Origin of the sequence: Marinobacter pelagius (genome assembly GCF_003315345.1) — a bacterium.
In the GTDB taxonomy this organism is placed as follows: domain Bacteria; phylum Pseudomonadota; class Gammaproteobacteria; order Pseudomonadales; family Oleiphilaceae; genus Marinobacter; species Marinobacter pelagius_A.
The window spans coordinates 25,977-41,985 of sequence record NZ_QNRO01000017.1 but is presented as its reverse complement, the minus strand read 5'-3'; the positions used below and the strand labels follow the sequence as shown (position 1 = coordinate 41,985).

15 protein-coding genes, 1 tRNA gene and 1 pseudogene are annotated in these 16,009 nt (G+C 58.3%); 7 read left to right on the top strand and 10 right to left on the bottom strand.

All coding sequences use genetic code 11. The features are described from left to right. Positions 1-3: 3 nt before the first annotated feature. Together DET50_RS14110 and DET50_RS14105 are read right to left on the bottom strand one after the other, a co-directional pair. Positions 4-861 (bottom strand): hypothetical protein, encoded by an 858-nt coding sequence (locus DET50_RS14110; RefSeq protein WP_113863473.1) that lies wholly within the window; start codon positions 859-861, stop codon positions 4-6. A 5-nt stretch (positions 862-866) separates the two neighbouring features. Further along, positions 867-2,300: a DNA recombination protein RmuC gene (locus tag DET50_RS14105; protein ID WP_181799993.1), complete on the bottom strand. Its 1,434-nt coding sequence runs from the start codon at positions 2,298-2,300 to the stop codon at positions 867-869. 270 nt (positions 2,301-2,570) lie between these two features. Between DET50_RS14105 and DET50_RS14100 the strand changes: the two genes are divergently transcribed. From DET50_RS14100 to DET50_RS14085, 4 genes are all read left to right on the top strand, one after another. After that, complete coding sequence (locus DET50_RS14100) at positions 2,571-2,960, top strand: hypothetical protein (RefSeq protein ID WP_113863472.1); 390 nt, start codon at positions 2,571-2,573, stop codon at positions 2,958-2,960. A gap of 147 nt (positions 2,961-3,107) precedes the next feature. Next, complete coding sequence (locus DET50_RS14095) at positions 3,108-3,902, top strand: ATP-dependent zinc protease family protein (protein ID WP_113863471.1); 795 nt, start codon at positions 3,108-3,110, stop codon at positions 3,900-3,902. Continuing rightward, positions 3,899-5,416: an inactive transglutaminase family protein gene (locus DET50_RS14090; protein WP_113863470.1), complete on the top strand. Its 1,518-nt coding sequence runs from the start codon at positions 3,899-3,901 to the stop codon at positions 5,414-5,416. The genes DET50_RS14095 and DET50_RS14090 overlap by 4 nt, the downstream gene beginning before the upstream one ends. Position 5,417: 1 nt before the next feature. Then, positions 5,418-6,365 carry an alpha-L-glutamate ligase-like protein gene (locus tag DET50_RS14085; RefSeq protein ID WP_113863469.1) on the top strand — a complete coding sequence of 316 codons (948 nt, stop codon included), beginning with the start codon at positions 5,418-5,420 and terminating at the stop codon, positions 6,363-6,365. Positions 6,366-6,430: 65 nt separating this feature from the next. Here the strand turns inward: DET50_RS14085 and DET50_RS14080 are convergent. Next, a pseudogene (locus DET50_RS14080) lies at positions 6,431-7,878 on the bottom strand (BCCT family transporter). Positions 7,879-8,266: 388 nt separating this feature from the next. Between DET50_RS14080 and DET50_RS14075 the strand changes: the two are divergent. Then, the gene (locus DET50_RS14075) at positions 8,267-9,913 is read left to right on the top strand and encodes an FMN-binding glutamate synthase family protein (protein ID WP_113863468.1); all 1,647 of its coding nucleotides are present in this window, start codon (positions 8,267-8,269) and stop codon (positions 9,911-9,913) included. Positions 9,914-10,024: 111 nt separating this feature from the next. After that, a tRNA-Pro gene (locus DET50_RS14070) sits at positions 10,025-10,101 on the top strand. A gap of 52 nt (positions 10,102-10,153) precedes the next feature. Here the strand turns inward: DET50_RS14070 and DET50_RS14065 are convergent. Further along, complete coding sequence (locus tag DET50_RS14065; RefSeq protein ID WP_113863467.1) at positions 10,154-10,795, bottom strand: Crp/Fnr family transcriptional regulator; 642 nt, start codon at positions 10,793-10,795, stop codon at positions 10,154-10,156. Positions 10,796-10,911: 116 nt separating this feature from the next. Between DET50_RS14065 and DET50_RS14060 the strand changes: the two genes are divergently transcribed. After that, positions 10,912-11,100: a YgaP family membrane protein gene (locus DET50_RS14060; RefSeq protein ID WP_113863516.1), complete on the top strand. Its 189-nt coding sequence runs from the start codon at positions 10,912-10,914 to the stop codon at positions 11,098-11,100. 62 nt (positions 11,101-11,162) lie between these two features. Here the strand turns inward: DET50_RS14060 and DET50_RS14055 are convergent, their stop codons facing one another. From DET50_RS14055 to rpmI, 6 genes are all read right to left on the bottom strand, one after another. After that, positions 11,163-11,528 carry a MerR family transcriptional regulator gene (locus DET50_RS14055; protein ID WP_092004428.1) on the bottom strand — a complete coding sequence of 122 codons (366 nt, stop codon included), beginning with the start codon at positions 11,526-11,528 and terminating at the stop codon, positions 11,163-11,165. Beyond that, positions 11,509-11,811 carry an integration host factor subunit alpha gene (gene ihfA / locus DET50_RS14050; protein WP_007151838.1) on the bottom strand — a complete coding sequence of 101 codons (303 nt, stop codon included), beginning with the start codon at positions 11,809-11,811 and terminating at the stop codon, positions 11,509-11,511. Before ihfA ends, DET50_RS14055 begins: the two co-directional genes overlap by 20 nt. A gap of 3 nt (positions 11,812-11,814) precedes the next feature. Next, entirely contained in the window at positions 11,815-14,187 is a 2,373-nt protein-coding gene (pheT, locus tag DET50_RS14045) for a phenylalanine--tRNA ligase subunit beta (RefSeq protein ID WP_113863466.1), read from the bottom strand. Between the two features lie 74 nt (positions 14,188-14,261). Then, positions 14,262-15,260, bottom strand: a complete 999-nt coding sequence (gene pheS / locus DET50_RS14040; RefSeq protein WP_113863465.1) for a phenylalanine--tRNA ligase subunit alpha — start codon at positions 15,258-15,260, stop codon at positions 14,262-14,264. A gap of 138 nt (positions 15,261-15,398) precedes the next feature. Continuing rightward, positions 15,399-15,752, bottom strand: coding sequence for a 50S ribosomal protein L20 (rplT, locus tag DET50_RS14035; protein ID WP_092004435.1), 354 nt, complete (start codon positions 15,750-15,752; stop codon positions 15,399-15,401). A 50-nt stretch (positions 15,753-15,802) separates the two neighbouring features. After that, positions 15,803-15,994 (bottom strand): 50S ribosomal protein L35, encoded by a 192-nt coding sequence (gene rpmI, locus DET50_RS14030; RefSeq protein ID WP_092004438.1) that lies wholly within the window; start codon positions 15,992-15,994, stop codon positions 15,803-15,805. Between the last annotated feature and the right edge of the window lie 15 nt (positions 15,995-16,009).

Genomic DNA, 16,009 nt, shown 5'->3' with positions numbered 1-16,009 from the left:
CGATCAGGAGCCGGCAGGCGCCTGCAGATGACGGACCAGCTGCCCCAGTGTCTGGGCGATTTCACCGGCTCGCTCCCTATTGTAGCCAAGCTGCATCAACCGTGAGCCATCCCGGGGATCGTAGATCCAGCAGCTGGCTACCGCCGCCTCGCAGCCCCACTCGATCATGGGATTCACGCCGTAGACTTCCATGGTCTGGGTTTTGCGCACGAGGCGGCTTCCCTCTTCGCGGCGAATCTCCTGGAAGCTGATAACGCTTTCTGTGGCACTCACCTCGTAGGCAACATCCGCCGGCTTGTCCAGCCGCACGACCGTCTGATCCGCGCGCCAACCGGCCATATCCAACAGGCTATTAAGGTGCATCAGCAGGGCGTCACGGTCATTGTTGGTGAGGTAGAGCTTCTTGAGTGACGATAGGCGCTGGTCACCCGCAGGCTCAATCACAGCCACCTTGGGCGGCTGCTTGCCGTTGGCCTGATCGGCCGAGCCGGACTTGCGGGTGCGTTCCACATCAGTAATCAGTTTCAGGGCCTGTTGATACTCGCTGCCCTCGGTTCCGGCCTTGGTGACGTATGCCTCCAGGGCCGCCTGGGCCTCATTGAGATGGCCGGCCTGCAGCATCACCCGGCCGCGGTAAAAGAAGTATTCGGCCGGCTTCTCCGCTTCCAGCTGCTGGAGGCGATTCAGGTATTCCCCGGCTTCGCCCCAGCTACCGGCGTTAACGGCCTCCTCGGTGGCCAGCATCAAGCGGCGCATCTCGTGCTCGGGAGCCAGCGCCTGCACCTGCCCGGCGACCGAGAGGGCGGCGACCAGTGCCACGGACCGGGCCAGTCGTTGAAACGTTCCTGATGCTACTGCCATCACTCTTACTCCTGCTGGTTATCGGCGTTCATTGCCGCTTCCATCTCGGTATCTTCAGCATCCACTTCGGCCTGCTCCAGGATGCCTCGGGGAAGTTCTTTCTTGACCCTCACGCCCAACTCCACGAACCGGTTCGCCTGTGAAATCAGGTTACCACGGCCCCGGGTCAACGTATTCATGGCCGAATCATAGCTGCCCTGGGCGGTTTGCAACTGGCTGCCCAAGCGCTCCATGGCTTCGACAAACACCCTCAACTTGTCGTAGACCGCACTGGCCCTGTCCGCAATCCGCCGGGCATTCTGGCTCTGGCGTTCATAGCGCCAGATGTTCTCGATGGTCCGCAGCGTGGCCAGGAGCGTGGTTGGAGTGACCACAATAATCTTTCGCTCAAAGGCTTCTGCGAAAAGGTTCTCGTCCTGCTGAAAAGCTGCCACGAACGCCGGCTCGATGGGCATGAACAACAGCACGAAATCCGGCGAGTGCAAGCCATGGAGCTGGCTGTAGTCTTTCTCGCTCAGGGTGCGGATATGGTTCCGCACCGCCTCCACGTGCTGTTTCAGGGCATCTGCCCGCGCATTCTCGTCTTCCTCGTTGACCCACTGCTGGTAGGCCAGCAGGGATACCTTGGAATCCACAATGAGGTTCCGGTTATCCGGCAGGTGCACCACCACATCCGGGCGCAAAAGCTGGTGGTCACCATCCCGGTAACTGCCCTGGGTTTCATACTCCACGCCCTTGCGCAGACCGGACTTCTCCAAAACCCGCTCCAGGATCAGCTCGCCCCAGTTACCCTGGATCTTTTTGTCACCCTTCAGGGCCTTGGTCAGGTTGGCCGCTTCCTCGGTAATCTGCCGGTTCAGCTCCTGCAGTGATTTGATCTCGCTGCGCAATGCCTGGCGGTCCCGGGTCTCGGTGGTGTACACGTCTTCCACCCGCTTGCGGAAATCCTGCAACTGGTCCCGGAAGGGATTTAGCAGGCTGTCCAGGCTGGTTCGGGTCTGCTGGGTGAAGCGTTCGTTCTTCTGGTCGAAAATCCGGTTGGCGAGATTCTCGAACTCCTGCTTCAGCGCGTCCCGGTTACGTTCCAGCAGTTCCAGCTTCTCCGCTGCCGAGCGGCGCTCCCGGTCCAGGGCCACCTCCTGTTCCCGAAGCCTCACCCTCACACGGTGCAACTCGCCGGAAAGATCCTCGATCCTCGTCTGGAGGCTTTTACGTTCGCCTTCGAGCTGGTCAATCCACTGCCGCTTGCCACCAACGTCCGACTCCAGTCCGGCGACCCGGGTCTCAGCCTCAATGGCTCGGCCTTGCCAGGCATCGGCTTTGCGGGCCGAGCGCATCAGGAAGATCGCAAGAAGCACTATCAACAGTGCCAGCACTCCCACTAATCCAGCCATCAATTCCGGCGAGGCCACTATCCATCGGGTTATCGCTTCCGGCACTGCAAGACGCTCCTGGTTGGTTTGCCCGGATGATCACTCATGACGAACAGTTTAACGTAACAATGGAACCTTTTGCGTTGCCGCCCGTTCATAGGCATGAACAGGGGGCCGGCACCACGACTGTTTGGCAAATTCATTACCAGTGTGCATCCGGCTCTGGACGTGCCTCGTAATATCCACTAAAAGAATAAAGTGTTCGTCCTGTTTATTTTGATTACATTTTTTTCACGGCCGGGGCGAATGCGCAGTCAGAGGATGGACAGGCGAGTTATGCTGAAAGAACTGTGGCGAAAACTGGGATCAGAACTCTGGCAGGATAACCGGGCCGGGGATGATATGCCGTCGTGTGTTCTGGCGGGCAGAAAGAAGACCTATCCGAAAGGCTTCCGGATCCTGCCGCACATTACCCATACCGGTGAATTCCATCTCGAGCGCCTGACAAAAATCCTGAAAGAACGATATGGCCAGAGTTTCTCGATCCCGGATAGCCGAAGCGAGAATGACGGTGCCATCAGGGAGCTGATCAGCTTTGCTTCCCGTATCCAGGATCAGGATATCCAGCGCGAGTTGTTGCTGTTTTACCTGAATTGCTCTCCGGTGATTCAGGAGTATCTGCGTTCCCAGACCGATCTTGGCGAAGGCCCCTTCCTGTCCGGATAATCCGCACTGCCCGTTAACCAACTGTAAAGTCACTACACACGTTGGTTGCGGTATACTCCCCGGCCTTAATTGAACACATTCAAGGCACAGACCATCAGCACGCCCTTCTTATCCGGGCGTAATTGTCTGCCGGCTCAGGGGTACTTCATGGATTACAAACGTTCGCGGGCTGGTTTTCCGTTCCTCTCTGTTATCGCGGCCGCCGGGCTGAGCCTGGCGCTGGCTGGCTGCTCGTCGGACCGCTATTTCATGGTTCCGAAAAAAGACCTGACAGAACTGAACTCCTCGGTACAGTCCCAACGGGCAACGCTGGTCACCATGGAAGGCAATGCGGCCGTTCGCCATGAGCAACTCCTGCAGCGGGAAGAACTGTCTACCCAGAGCATCCTGGAAGCCATCGAAAACAAGGTTGAAAAGCCGGTCTGCCCGCCGGTCCAGCCGCAGCGGGCATGCCCGACACTGGAGGACACCGGTCGTGCCGACCGCCTGAAAGGCAAGGTTATCGTGGGTGAGGTGGAAAAATTCTACCTGGCCGACCCCGGTCTGGTTTATACCGCCCGGATCGATAGCGGGGCCGAAACCTCTTCCCTGGATGCCCGCAACATCACCCGTTTCGAACGGGATGGCAGCAACTGGGTGCGTTTTGATGTCCCGGTCCCGGGCACCGACGAGCTGGTGACCATGGAGAAAGAGATTTCCCGCCGCGTTCGCATCATCCAGGCCAGTGCCGAGGATTCCGAACGCCGGGTGGTGGTGGAACTCCAGTTTGCCATCGGTGACCACAAACAGGTCGCCGAGTTTACCCTTGCCGATCGCAGCAACCTGACCTACGAAGTTCTGATCGGCCGGAATGTCCTCCGGGATGTGATGCTGATTGATGTCGGCAAGGAGTTTGCCACCGAACTGCCCAAGAACCTGAAACGGAACGGAGACGACGTTTGACCACCCGTTCACGGATTCCTTTTTATGTTGCCGTATTACTGCTGATCGGCGCTGGCATATCCCTGGCCATCTGGCGCCATGTCGAACTTGGCATCCCCTGGTTAACCGGCGAACAACGCCCGGTCTGGATGGTCGAGGCCCGGGTGGATTTCGTGGGGACAGGAGAGCCTGTACTCGCCAGCCTGAACATCCCGGATCAGCCGCCCGGCTTCAGCATTATTTCCGAACAGGCAGCCTCTCCCGGCTACGGGTTCTCCATTGTAGAGGACTCCGGCGGCCGGCGGGCCGAATGGAGTAAACGCGAAGTCTCCGGGCCCCAAACCCTCTACTTCAAGGCCCAGTTCATTCCCATGGATGAATCCCGGCCGCAGCGACTGACCCGGGAGCCACAGGCCCGCCAGATGTTCTGGGAGGAGCCCCAGGCAACCGCCGTCCGTGAGATCCTGACACAGGCCCGGGAGCGCTCCAGCACGCCCGAAAGCATGACCCGGGAGCTCATCCGTCTGATGCAGCCGGACACCCGGACCCAGAACACCACCCTGTTGGTGGCCGAGGAGAACTACCTCCAGCTGCTGGTGGAGATGCTCAATCATGCCGGCATCCCCGCCCGCACCGCAGATGGCCTGCGACTAGAGGATGCCCGCCGCCGCCAGCAGTTGATGCCCTTCCTGCAGATTTACAATGGTGATCAATGGCTGACTTTCGATCCCCAGACGGCGGAACAGGGGGTCCCCGAGAACCTGCTGCTCTGGCGCCAGGGGTCGGAATCCCTACTGGACGTAGTCGGCGGTGACAACTCGGAAGTCAGCTTTTCAATGCTCCGGCAGACAGTTCCTGCCCTGCAGCTGGCCACCATGCAGGCCGAATCCAGTGGCCTCGGTTTCCTGAGCTTCTACGAACTGCCCATCGAGGAACAGAGCATGTTCCGGATGCTCCTGCTCCTGCCCCTGGGCGCGCTGATTGTGGCGTTCATGCGGATGGTGATCGGCATCCGCACCTCCGGCACCTTCATGCCCGTGCTGATTGCCGTGGCCTTTGTACAGACAACCCTGCTTCCCGGGCTGATCGCGTTTCTGTCCGTGGTAGCCATCGGGCTTCTGATGCGGGGCTATCTCTCCAGTCTGAACCTGTTGCTGGTGTCCCGGATCTCCGCCCTGATCATCCTGGTCATCTTCATCACCGCCGGGCTGTCCATCATTGGTTACCAGATGGGCTTCAACACCGGCATGACCGTGACCTTCTTCCCCATGGTGATCATTGCCTGGACCATCGAGCGGATGTCCATTCTCTGGGAGGAGGAAGGTGTTCGCGAGGTGATGATCCAGGGCTCGGGCAGTCTGTTCGTTGCGATTTGCGCCTACCTGGTCATGAGCGCCCCGCTTGCCGGCCACCTGACCTTCAACTTCCCGGAACTTCACCTGGTGATTCTCGGATTCATCCTGTTGATGGGCCAGTATACCGGCTACAAGCTTACGGAACTTCGCCGGTTCTCACCCATGAAGGTGTACGACTGACATGGAGTGGATTTCTCCCCGGAGGCTGAACCGGCTGGGCATGCTCAACATGAACCGGCGCAATGTGGATTACATTGCCCGGTACAACGAGCGCTCGTCCTACCCGCTGGTGGACAACAAGCTGAAGACCAAGCTGGTGGTGGCGGAGTATGGTGTCAGGACGCCCAGGCTGCTGCAGGTCGTCCGCGAGCAACACGAAATCTCTCACTTCCGGGAAATGGCCGAGGACCTGGAAGGCTTCGCCATCAAGCCTGCAAAAGGCTCGGGCGGCAAGGGCATTACCGTGATCACCGGCCGGGATGGCGATGAGTACATCAAGGCCTCCGGAGCGCGGGTAGATGCCCCTTACCTGGAGCGCCATCTGACCAACATCCTGGCCGGCCTCTACTCGCTGGCAGGTACGCCAGACGTCGCCATCGTCGAGGACCTGGTCCAGTCTGATCCGGATCTGGCCCGTTACTCCCATCAGGGTGTCCCCGATATCCGCATCGTTGTGTTCCAGGGCTACCCGGTCATGGCGATGTTACGGCTCGCCACTACCGCCTCGGATGGCAAGGCCAACCTGCACCAGGGTGCCGTGGGTGTGGGTCTTGATATCGGGTCCGGTCGCAGCCTCAATGCGGTCCAGTTTAACCGACCGATCACCCTGCATCCGGACACCGGCCTGGCCCTGGAAAACATAGAGATCGCCTCCTGGGATGCGATGCTGGAGATGGCGGCCCGCTGCTATGAAGCAACCGGGCTGGGCTACATGGGCGTGGATCTGGTGGTGGATGCCAATGAAGGCCCCCTGCTGCTCGAGCTGAATGCCCGCCCGGGCCTTGCCATCCAGATGGCCAACGGCCGTGGCCTCCTGCCCAGACTCCGCGCTATCGAGAACCTCAAGCGCCCTCATTTCTCGCCGGGCGATCGCGCAAATTTTGCCATGAAAACCTTCGCCAGCCTCTGAATCCATAAAAAAGACACAAAAAAACCGGGGCCTCGACCCCGGTTTTCTTCACTGCCCGCTGATGATCAGAGTTCGCCCCTCGCCACCAGCAGTTTGCGCTCATGGCTGAGCCCCTTGAGCAGGCCCCAGGTCATGATCAACAGGATGGCCGTGAACGGCAGGCCGGCACTGATGGCTGTTGCCTGGATCGCACCCAGGGCATCGGCACCACCGCCGAAGATCAGCGCTGCTGCAATCGCACCCTCCATCACAGCCCAGAATACACGCTGAGCAGTAGGTGCGTCGGTCTTGCCACCGGCGGTAATGCTGTCAATCACCAGCGAGCCGGAGTCCGAGGAAGTCACGAAGAAGACCAGCACGAGGATGATGGCAACGAAGGAAATGATGCCGGTCAGCGGCAGGTTGGCAAACATCTGGAACAGGGCCAGTGAGACGTCAGTCAGACCTTTTTCGGCCAGTGTACCAACCCCATTCTGGATCTGCTCGAGTGCAGAGCCACCAAAGCTGCTCATCCAGACCACGGTGATAACGGTCGGAATCAGCAGGACCGCGATGATGAATTCGCGAACCGTACGGCCCTTGGACACCCGCGCAATAAACATGCCTACGAACGGTGACCAGGAAATCCACCAGGCCCAATAGAACACGGTCCAGCCCTGGAACCAGGCTTCATCTTCACGGCCGAACGGGTTGCTCAGCGGCACCATATTGACCACATAGCTCGAGGAGGTGACCCAAATGGTCTCCAGGATGGTCATGGTCGGACCGGCGAAAATCACAAAGAACAGCAGCAGTGCCGCCAGTCCCATGTTGATGTTACTGAGGACTTTGACACCGCCTTCCAGGCCGCGAAGCACGGAAATCAGGGCCAGTGCCGTGACCCCCACGATAATGGCCATCTGGACGTTGATGCCATTGCCGGTATCGAACAGGTAATCGAGACCCGACGCTGCCTGCTGCGCGCCAAAACCCAGAGATGTTGCGAGGCCAAAGATAGTCGCAACCACAGCCAGAACATCAATGATGTGGCCAGGCCAGCCCCAGACCTTGTCCTTGAGCAACGGGAAAAAGGCCGAGCGGATGGTCAGCGGCATGTTCTGGCGAATGCAAAGAACGCCAGTGACAGCGCCACCACGGCATAGATCGCCCAGGGATGCAGACCCCAGTGATACATGGTCGCGCCCATTGCGAGGTTCGCTGCCTGCGGCGTCTTCGCCTCAACATTGAAGGGTGTCTCGTACCACCCGGTGTAATAGGCCGTCGGTTCCGCAACAGCCCAGAACATCAGTCCGATACCCATACCGGCAGCGAACAGCATGGCGAACCATGACGGCCTGGAGAACTCGGGCTTGGCGTCCTGGCCACCAATCCGGATTTTACCCACCGGCATGAAGATCAGTGCAATACAAACCACCACAAAGATGTTGGCACTGATCAGGAAAAACCAGTCAAAACTGGCAATGATGTCCCACTTTGCTCCATCGAGCAGCTCTTTCGCCGGCGTCGGAAACATCAGGGTTCCGATGACGAAAGCCACAACGATAAGAGCGGAAACCGGGAACACCCAGTTATGGAGATCCAGGCCCAGGACGTTAATATTGTCCTGGCCCGCGACGTAATCCGTCTGATATTCGTCTTTCACTACCTCGCCCACGTTTGGCGCCTCCTGGGTCAGAAATTCAATGTCAGAATCGGAGTTCAGTTATTACAAGCGCGCAAGTCTAATATTTTGAGGTCAAAACATCAAAGCCCGCTCATCGTGGTTTTTTCATACTCACCTTTATCAGAATAGTTCATTTCCCGAATTTTCAAGTGTCTGAACAGGCAATCCACTGCCGAAAGCACCGGGTATCTATATACTCACTACATCAGGCATTTCCCGAGAACCACCCGAGGTATTCATGGAGAAAACCACGACCTTCCCACTGCGCTACAGCGCCTACGTCCTGAGTATCGCAGGACTCGTTGTCTCACTGCCGGTTACGCTGTGGCTTGGATACGGCTATATCGTTCCCACAATCTTCGCTGTACTGACCGCGGTAGGAACCTACGACCTGGTCCAGACCAGACATACGGTCAGCCGCAACTATCCGATCATGGCCAACTTTCGCTATCTCTTTGAATCCATTGGCCCGGAGATCCGCCAGTATTTTATCCAGTCGGACACCGAAGAGCGCCCCTTCTCCCGAGAGCAGCGCACGATCGTCTACCAGCGCGCCAAGAATGTGCTCGACAAGCGTCCCTTCGGGTCGCAGCTGCGCATGTACGAGGAAGGGTTCGAATGGATGAACCACTCGTTGACCCCGACGCGCATCACCGATTCGGACTTCCGCATAGTGATCGGAAAGAATCGCGCCAAGCCATACAGCGCCAGTGTTTTCAACATTTCGGCCATGAGTTTCGGCTCACTTTCAGCAAACGCGATCCTGAGCCTGAACACAGGCGCGAAAATGGGCGGTTTTTATCACGACACCGGGGAAGGATCGATTTCCCGATACCATCGCCAGCCCGGCGGTGACCTGGTCTGGGAGATTGGCTCCGGTTATTTCGGCTGCCGTAACAATGACGGCAGGTTCAACGCCGACATGTTCAAGCAGAATGCCGCTCTCGATCAGGTAAAAATGATAGAGCTCAAACTATCCCAGGGCGCAAAACCCGGCCACGGCGGTATTTTGCCCGGCGCCAAAGTGACGCCGGAAATTGCCGAAGCGAGGGGTGTGTCCGTCGGCGAGGACTGCGTCTCGCCGGCCAGCCATTCGGAATTCTCCAACCCCATCGAAATGCTTCATTTCATTGACCGCCTGCGCGAGCTGTCCGGGGGCAAGCCAGTGGGCTTCAAGCTGGCCATCGGCCATCCCTGGGAGTGGTTCGGCATCGTCAAAGCCATCCTGGAAACCGGGATCAAGCCGGATTTTATCGTTGTTGACGGTGGCGAAGGCGGCACCGGGGCAGCACCGCTGGAATTCATCAACCGGCTGGGCATGCCGATGACCGAAGCCCTTCTGATCGTCCATAACACCCTGGTGGCCACCAACCTCCGGGAAGACATCGCCATCGGTGCTGCGGGCAAGATCACCTCCGCCTTCAACATCGCCCGCACCCTGGCCCTGGGGGCGGACTGGTGCAATGCCGCCCGCGGCTATATGTTCGCTCTGGGCTGCATTCAGGCGCTCAATTGCCACACCGGTCGTTGCCCAAGCGGTATCGCCACCCAGGATCCGCGAAGGAGCAACAAGCTGGACGTTCCTCACAAGAGCCAGCGGGTGTACAACTTCCACAAGAACACCCTGGACGCACTCCAGAACCTGCTGGAAGCCGCCGGCCTGCGGCATCCGTCCGAGCTGGGTCCGGAGCATGTCATCCGCCGGACCTCCAAGACCGAAGTGCACTCCTACCTGGATCTCTACCATTTCCTGGAACCTGGCGCCCTGCTGACCGGCGAGAAAACCGGCCTGACGGTCTTCGACAAGTACTGGCCGGAGGCCCGTGCCAACACCTTCGACCCGCCCCATTTCATCATGAAACTCCGGGAAACCAAGCTGAGGTGAATTTTCAGAGGCAATTTGCCGAAAGCCTGTTTATTTTTCTGATGGGCTGGTGTAGACTTCGCTCCCGCTAAGCCACTGAGATAAACCTCTTTTCTCATGGCTGGCAGTTAACGGGGCGTAGCGCAGCTTGGTAGCGCATCTGCATGGGGTGCAGAGGGTCGCAGGTTCAAATCCTGCCGTCCCGACCAGAATTCCCCGACAAAGCCCGGGCCGAAAGGTCCGGGCTTTGTTATTTTCGGATCAGGCCCCGGCCAGTGCCGAAGAGTCCAGCAATCCTGTCAGCTCAATCTTGCCACGCGACAGCGACACCATCTTCTGTCGCTCCAATTCCTTGAGCAGTCGGCTCACTACTTCCCGCGCAGTTCCAAGCTCAACCGCCAGTTCCTGGTGGGTGATGGTAATCACGCCGCGACTGGCCCGGGCCTGGAGCCACTCTTCGAGACGTTCATCCATGCGATGGAAAGCGACCTCCTCGACGAGCAGCATGAGATCATCCAGACGACGCCCGTAGGATTCCATGATCCCAAGACGGAACTCCGGAGACTGGTCCATCAGTCGGTCAAAGACGCCCCGCGGGATCATGGCAGCCTCCCCTTCTTCCTCGACGACGGCTTCCGCACGGTAACCTCGCCCGGTCATCAGGCAGCCAATGGAAAGCGTGCAGATGTCGTCCTTACCCATGCGGTAAAGCACGATGCTATGGCCGGAAACGCCGGTCATCTGCACCTTTACACTGCCCTTAAGTACCAGCGGCAGCCCCTGGCAGTGCTCCCCGGCACTGAACAGTATCCGGCCCGCCGGAAAACGCATGACCTGGATCTTCTCCATCGCCTCTTTGCGAAGCTGCTCCGGGAGAATGTCGAGGATGCTGTGGTGGGGCATGGGATAACGTCCTTATCGGTTAAGTTGGGTGTTCCTGTGTGACTTTATCACTGAACTATCGGGGAATGTGGCCTAAAGTTAAATCATAAGCTCATATCAGCAAAGGAGACTGAATGATGACTGTAAACATGGGTTCTGCTGACCGCATCATCCGCGCCATCATTGGCGTGGTTCTGCTTGCCCTGGTGTTCGTTGGCCCCCAGACACCCTGGGGATGGATTGGCATTATACCGCTAGCGACTGCACTGATGGGTAACTGCCCGGCCTATAGCATCCTGGGCATCAAGACCTGCAAGAAAAAGTAACGGCTACAAAAAAGCCGGGGCGGTCCTGAGGGCCGCCCCGGCTTGCCATTCTGACACCCGGATTATTTGACCGGCGTGTTGAGCACCTCAAGCACCTCTTCAAGCTCAACAATCATCTGACGGATGAGCTGCTTGTACTGTGAGGTGTCTTCCTTTATCTCGTGACTGCTCAGCTTCTGCTTGGCACCACCGATGGTGTAGCCCTGATCATAGAGCAGGCTGCGAATCTGGCGGATGGTAATGACATCCGCCCGCTGGTAGTAGCGGCGATTGCCCCGGCGCTTGACCGGCGACAGCTGCGGAAACTCCTGTTCCCAGTACCGCAACACATGGGCTTTGACGTCACAAAGATCCGCCACCTCACCAATGGTGAAGTAACGCTTCCCGGGGATCGCCGGGAGTTCGTTGTTATGACTGGGTTCCAGCATACGCTTCCACTTTCTGTTTTAGTTTTTGTCCGGGTCGAAACGTAACAACACGCCGTGCACTGATCGGGATCTCTTCACCGGTTTTCGGATTCCGTCCCGGCCGCTGTTTCTTGTCCCGAAGGTCGAAGTTGCCGAAACCGGACAACTTCACCTGTTCGTTATGGCTGAGTGCGCCTCTGATTTCATCGAAGAAAGCTTCCACCATTTCCTTGGCTTCCCGCTTGTTCAGGCCCAATTCCTCGTACAAGCGCTCCGCCATTTCCGCTTTCGTCAAAGCCGCCATCTGTTAACTCCTCAGTGTTGCCCCCAACTCTTCTTTCAAGGCATCAATGACACCATTGAAGAGCGAATGCACTTCGTCTTCATTCAAGGTGCGTTCGGGATGCTGCCAGAACAGGCTCAGGGCCAGGCTCCGGTTCCCCTCGCCCAGGCTCTCGCCTTCATAGACATCGAACGCACGCAGCGCTGTCAGACGCTCACCGGCATGCTTCCTGGCTACACGCTCCACATCGGCGAACGCTACATCGCTCCCGATAATGATAGCCAAATCCCTGCGAACTTCCGGGAATTTTGAAATTTCTTTGAAATTAGGCACATATCCGGTGACGATCGAATTCAAGAATAGCTCAAACATCAGGATCGTGCCATTAAGTTCCAGATTTTTCTGAACTTGTGGATGCAACGTGCCCAACCAGCCTACATGTTCACCATCGCGCATCAGTTCGGCAGTCTGGCCCGGATGCAGCGCCGGATGCTGGCTGGCCACGAACTGGACCTCGATGCCCAGCAGCCGGAACAGGCCTTCCAATTCCCCTTTTACATCAAAGAAATCGGCAGTTCTGCGACCGTTTGCCCAGTTTTCCGGATACTGGCCACCGACAACCACACCGGCCAGCATGGGCTGCTGATCGATGCGCTCGCCGTCCTGCTCAAAGCGCAGGCCGGTCTCGAACAGCCGGATACGCGGCTGCTGACGGTTCTGGTTATAGGCAACCGTCTTGAGCAAACCACTCCAGAGCGTGGTACGCATGACCGACAGATCCGCCGAGATCGGGTTCGCCAGGGCAATACCGTCGCGCTCAGGATCAACCAACTTCTGAACTTTCGGATCCACGAAGCTGTAGGTAACCGCTTCCTGGTAGCCCTGGGCCACGAAGTAATTGCGGATGGCGGACACCGGCCGCTTTGCCTCTTCCCGGGCAACCAGGCCGAGGGAACCGGTGGGTTCGGTCACCGGCAGGTTGTTGTAGCCAAAGATCCTGCCGACTTCCTCGATCAGGTCTTCCTCGATGGTGATGTCCGGGCGGAAGCTGGGCACACTGACGCGCCAGCCATCCTTGAGCAGCTTGTCGATATGAAGCCCGAGCCGGGTGAGTATCTCTTCAACGGTGGTGCGATCGATCGCCATGCCGAGAACATCGGCCAGCCGCTGTTCCCGAAGGTCAATGGTGCGGTCAGCCGGCAGATGCTCGTCGCTGGCCACTTCCACGATTTCACCGGGTTCGCCACCAACGATATTCATGAGCAGCTCGGTGGCACGCTCCATGGCATCGCGGGCCAGCTTGTAGTCGACTCCGCGCTCGAAACGGTGGGAGGCATCGGTATGCAGGCCGTAATGGCGAGCCTTGCCTGCCAGGGTGATGGGGTCAAAGTAGGCGGACTCCAGCACCAGATCCCGGGTCTTTTCGCTGACACCCGAATGCTCACCACCCATCACACCGGCGATGGCGATGGGCTTTTCGTGGTCGGTAATTACCAGGGTGTCTTCGGTGAGCTCCACTTCCTGGCCGTCGAGCAGAACCAGTTTCTCAGCCGGTTTGGCCATACGCACGATAATGCCACCGCTGATCTCGTCACGGTCGAATGCGTGCATGGGCTGGCCAAGTTCCAGCATCACGTAATTGGTGACATCCACCGCCGCATCGATGGAACGGATACCGGAGCGACGCAGCTTCTCCTGCATCCACAGCGGTGTTTCCGCTTTCAGATTCACGTTGCGCAGAACACGGCCGAGGTAACGGGGACAACCTGCCGAGGCTTCGACACGGATATCAGGGACCTCAGAGTGCACTGCCTCCACTGGTTCGATGGCGGGCTCGGTGACCACCAAACTGTTGAGCACACCCACTTCCCGGGCGATGCCCTTGATGGAGAGGCAATCGCTGCGATTCGGCGTCAGGTCCACGTCGATGGTGATGTCATTGAGTTTGAGGTAATCGGCCATGTCCTGACCGACCGGCGCATCCTCCGGCAATTCCATCAGGCCGTCGTGATTTTCAGACAGGACCAGCTCGGACTCGGAACACAGCATCCCCTCGGAGGGCTGGCCACGCAGCTTGGCCTTCTTGATCTTGAAGTTGCCCGGTAGCACCGCGCCAACCACGGCAAAGGGAACCTTCAGGCCGGGGCGTACATTGGGCGCACCACAGACCACCTGGACGATCTGTTCACCATCGCTGACCTGGCAGACCCGGAGCTTGTCCGCGTCCGGGTGCGGTTCGACGGATTGGACTTCGCCAACCACGACGCCGCTGAATTCACCGGCGACCGGCTCAAAGCCGTCCACTTCCAGCCCGGCCATGGTGATCTGGTCCATCAATTCCTGGGAGCCAATGTTCGGATTAACCCACTCGCGCAGCCACTGTTCACTGAATTTCATGGTTCTTGCCTTGTCCTGATGCGGTTTTGCCTGTTGGTTTGATTGCCGTTTATGCCTGCAGACTGGCCGGACTATTACCGGAACTGGCGCAGGAAGCGCAGATCGTTCTCGAAGAACATGCGCAGGTCGTTCACGCCGTAGCGCAGCATGGCCAGGCGCTCAACGCCCAGACCAAAGGCAAAGCCACGGTACTCCTCGGCATCAATACCGCAATACTCGAATACTTTCGGGTGCACCATGCCGCAGCCCATTACTTCCAGCCACTTGATGCTGCCATCAGCCTCACGCCCCCATTCGATGTCCACTTCCGCGGATGGCTCGGTGAACGGGAAGTAGGACGGCCGGAACCGAACTTCCAGGTCGCGCTCGAAGAACACCCTCAGGAACTCTTCCACCGTGCTTTTTAGGTCGGCAAAGCTGACGTTCTTCTCTACCAGCAGACCTTCCACCTGATGGAACATCGGAGTGTGAGTCATGTCCGAGTCGCAGCGGTATACGCGGCCCGGGCAGATCATGCGGAACGGCGGCTTGCCGGCTTCCATGGTGCGGATCTGGACCGGCGAGGTGTGGGTGCGCAGCAGCGTGCCGGGATTGAAATAGAAAGTGTCGTGCATGGCACGGGCCGGGTGATGGCCGGGAATATTGAGGGCCTCGAAGTTGTGATAATCGTCTTCGATTTCCGGGCCCTGCTCTACGCTGTAGCCGGCGCGGGAGAAAATCTCCTCAATACGCTGCAGGGTGCGGGTCACCGGATGCAGGCCACCGAGATCCTGGCCTCGGCCCGGCAGGGTCACGTCAATGGATTCACTGGCGAGCTTCGCTTCAATGGCAGCCTTCTCAAGCTCTGTGCGGCGGGCATTGATCGCCTGCTCTACCTGCCCCTTGGCTTCGTTGATCTTCTGGCCGGCGGCAGGACGCTCCTCGGGAGACAGCTTGCCCAGCGTCTTGGCTTGCTGGGTAATCACACCCTTCTTGCCGAGGTATTCCACACGAATTTGATCAAGTGCCTGCAGGCTGTCCGCACTCTCAACGGCACTCAGCCCGTCCTGAACCAGTTGCTCCAGGTTTTCCATTGACCCTGCTCCAAACCAGAAATGGGGTAGGTTAAAACAAAAATAGGGGAAGAGCGTGCCCTTCCCCTATTCAGAAGGCGCCTTCATGATGCCATGAGACGCCGGATCGATCAGCAATCGATGAGAGATCTTAAGCGATCACAGGGACGCTTTGGCTTTCTCAACAACAGCGGCAAACGCCTGCTGCTCGTTCATGGCCAGGTCAGCCAGAACCTTACGATCGATTTCAACATTCGCCTTCTTCAGGCCAGCGATCAGACGGCTGTAGGACAGACCGTTTGCGCGGGCACCGGCATTGATACGGGAGATCCACAGAGCGCGGAATGCGCGCTTGCGGTTGCGACGGTCGCGGTAGGCATACTGCTGGGCCTTGATAACCGCCTGCTTGGCAACCCGGAAAACACGGCTACGGGCACCGTAGTAACCCTTGGCCTGCTTCATGATCTTCTTGTGACGACGACGTGCTACCACGCCACGCTTTACACGAGCCATACTTTAATCCTTCTACCTTTACTTTCTCAGGAATGATTCGCGCGGCTGGATCAGCACGCGGTCATGCGCTTGATAGCTGCTACATCTGACTTGGCGATGAGCTTGGTACCGCGCAGCTGACGCTTACGCTTCGGGCTCTTCTTGGTCAGGATGTGGCTGGTGAAGGACTGCTTGTGCTTGAAGCCGGTCGCGGTTTTCTTGAACCGCTTGGTAGCTCCGCTTTTGGTTTTCATCTTCGGCATTTTTTAAAACTCCGC

Bases quoted from the DNA above. Each gene is read 5' to 3' on its own strand.
- ihfA (WP_007151838.1), bottom strand. From the start codon at position 11,811: ATGGCGGCTTTGACGAAAGCGGAAATGGCGGAGCGCTTGTACGAGGAA.
- pheS (WP_113863465.1), bottom strand. From the start codon at position 15,260: ATGGAAAACCTGGAGCAACTGGTTCAGGACGGGCTGAGTGCCGTTGAG.
- rplT (WP_092004435.1), bottom strand. From the start codon at position 15,752: ATGGCTCGTGTAAAGCGTGGCGTGGTAGCACGTCGTCGTCACAAGAAG.
- rpmI (WP_092004438.1), bottom strand. From the start codon at position 15,994: ATGCCGAAGATGAAAACCAAAAGCGGAGCTACCAAGCGGTTCAAGAAA.
- DET50_RS14055 (WP_092004428.1), bottom strand. From the start codon at position 11,528: ATGCTGGAACCCAGTCATAACAACGAACTCCCGGCGATCCCCGGGAAG.
- DET50_RS14095 (WP_113863471.1), top strand. From the start codon at position 3,108: ATGGATTACAAACGTTCGCGGGCTGGTTTTCCGTTCCTCTCTGTTATC.
- pheT (WP_113863466.1), bottom strand. From the start codon at position 14,187: ATGAAATTCAGTGAACAGTGGCTGCGCGAGTGGGTTAATCCGAACATT.
- DET50_RS14085 (WP_113863469.1), top strand. From the start codon at position 5,418: ATGGAGTGGATTTCTCCCCGGAGGCTGAACCGGCTGGGCATGCTCAAC.
- DET50_RS14060 (WP_113863516.1), top strand. From the start codon at position 10,912: ATGACTGTAAACATGGGTTCTGCTGACCGCATCATCCGCGCCATCATT.
- DET50_RS14100 (WP_113863472.1), top strand. From the start codon at position 2,571: ATGCTGAAAGAACTGTGGCGAAAACTGGGATCAGAACTCTGGCAGGAT.
- DET50_RS14110 (WP_113863473.1), bottom strand. From the start codon at position 861: ATGGCAGTAGCATCAGGAACGTTTCAACGACTGGCCCGGTCCGTGGCA.
- DET50_RS14065 (WP_113863467.1), bottom strand. From the start codon at position 10,795: ATGCCCCACCACAGCATCCTCGACATTCTCCCGGAGCAGCTTCGCAAA.
- DET50_RS14075 (WP_113863468.1), top strand. From the start codon at position 8,267: ATGGAGAAAACCACGACCTTCCCACTGCGCTACAGCGCCTACGTCCTG.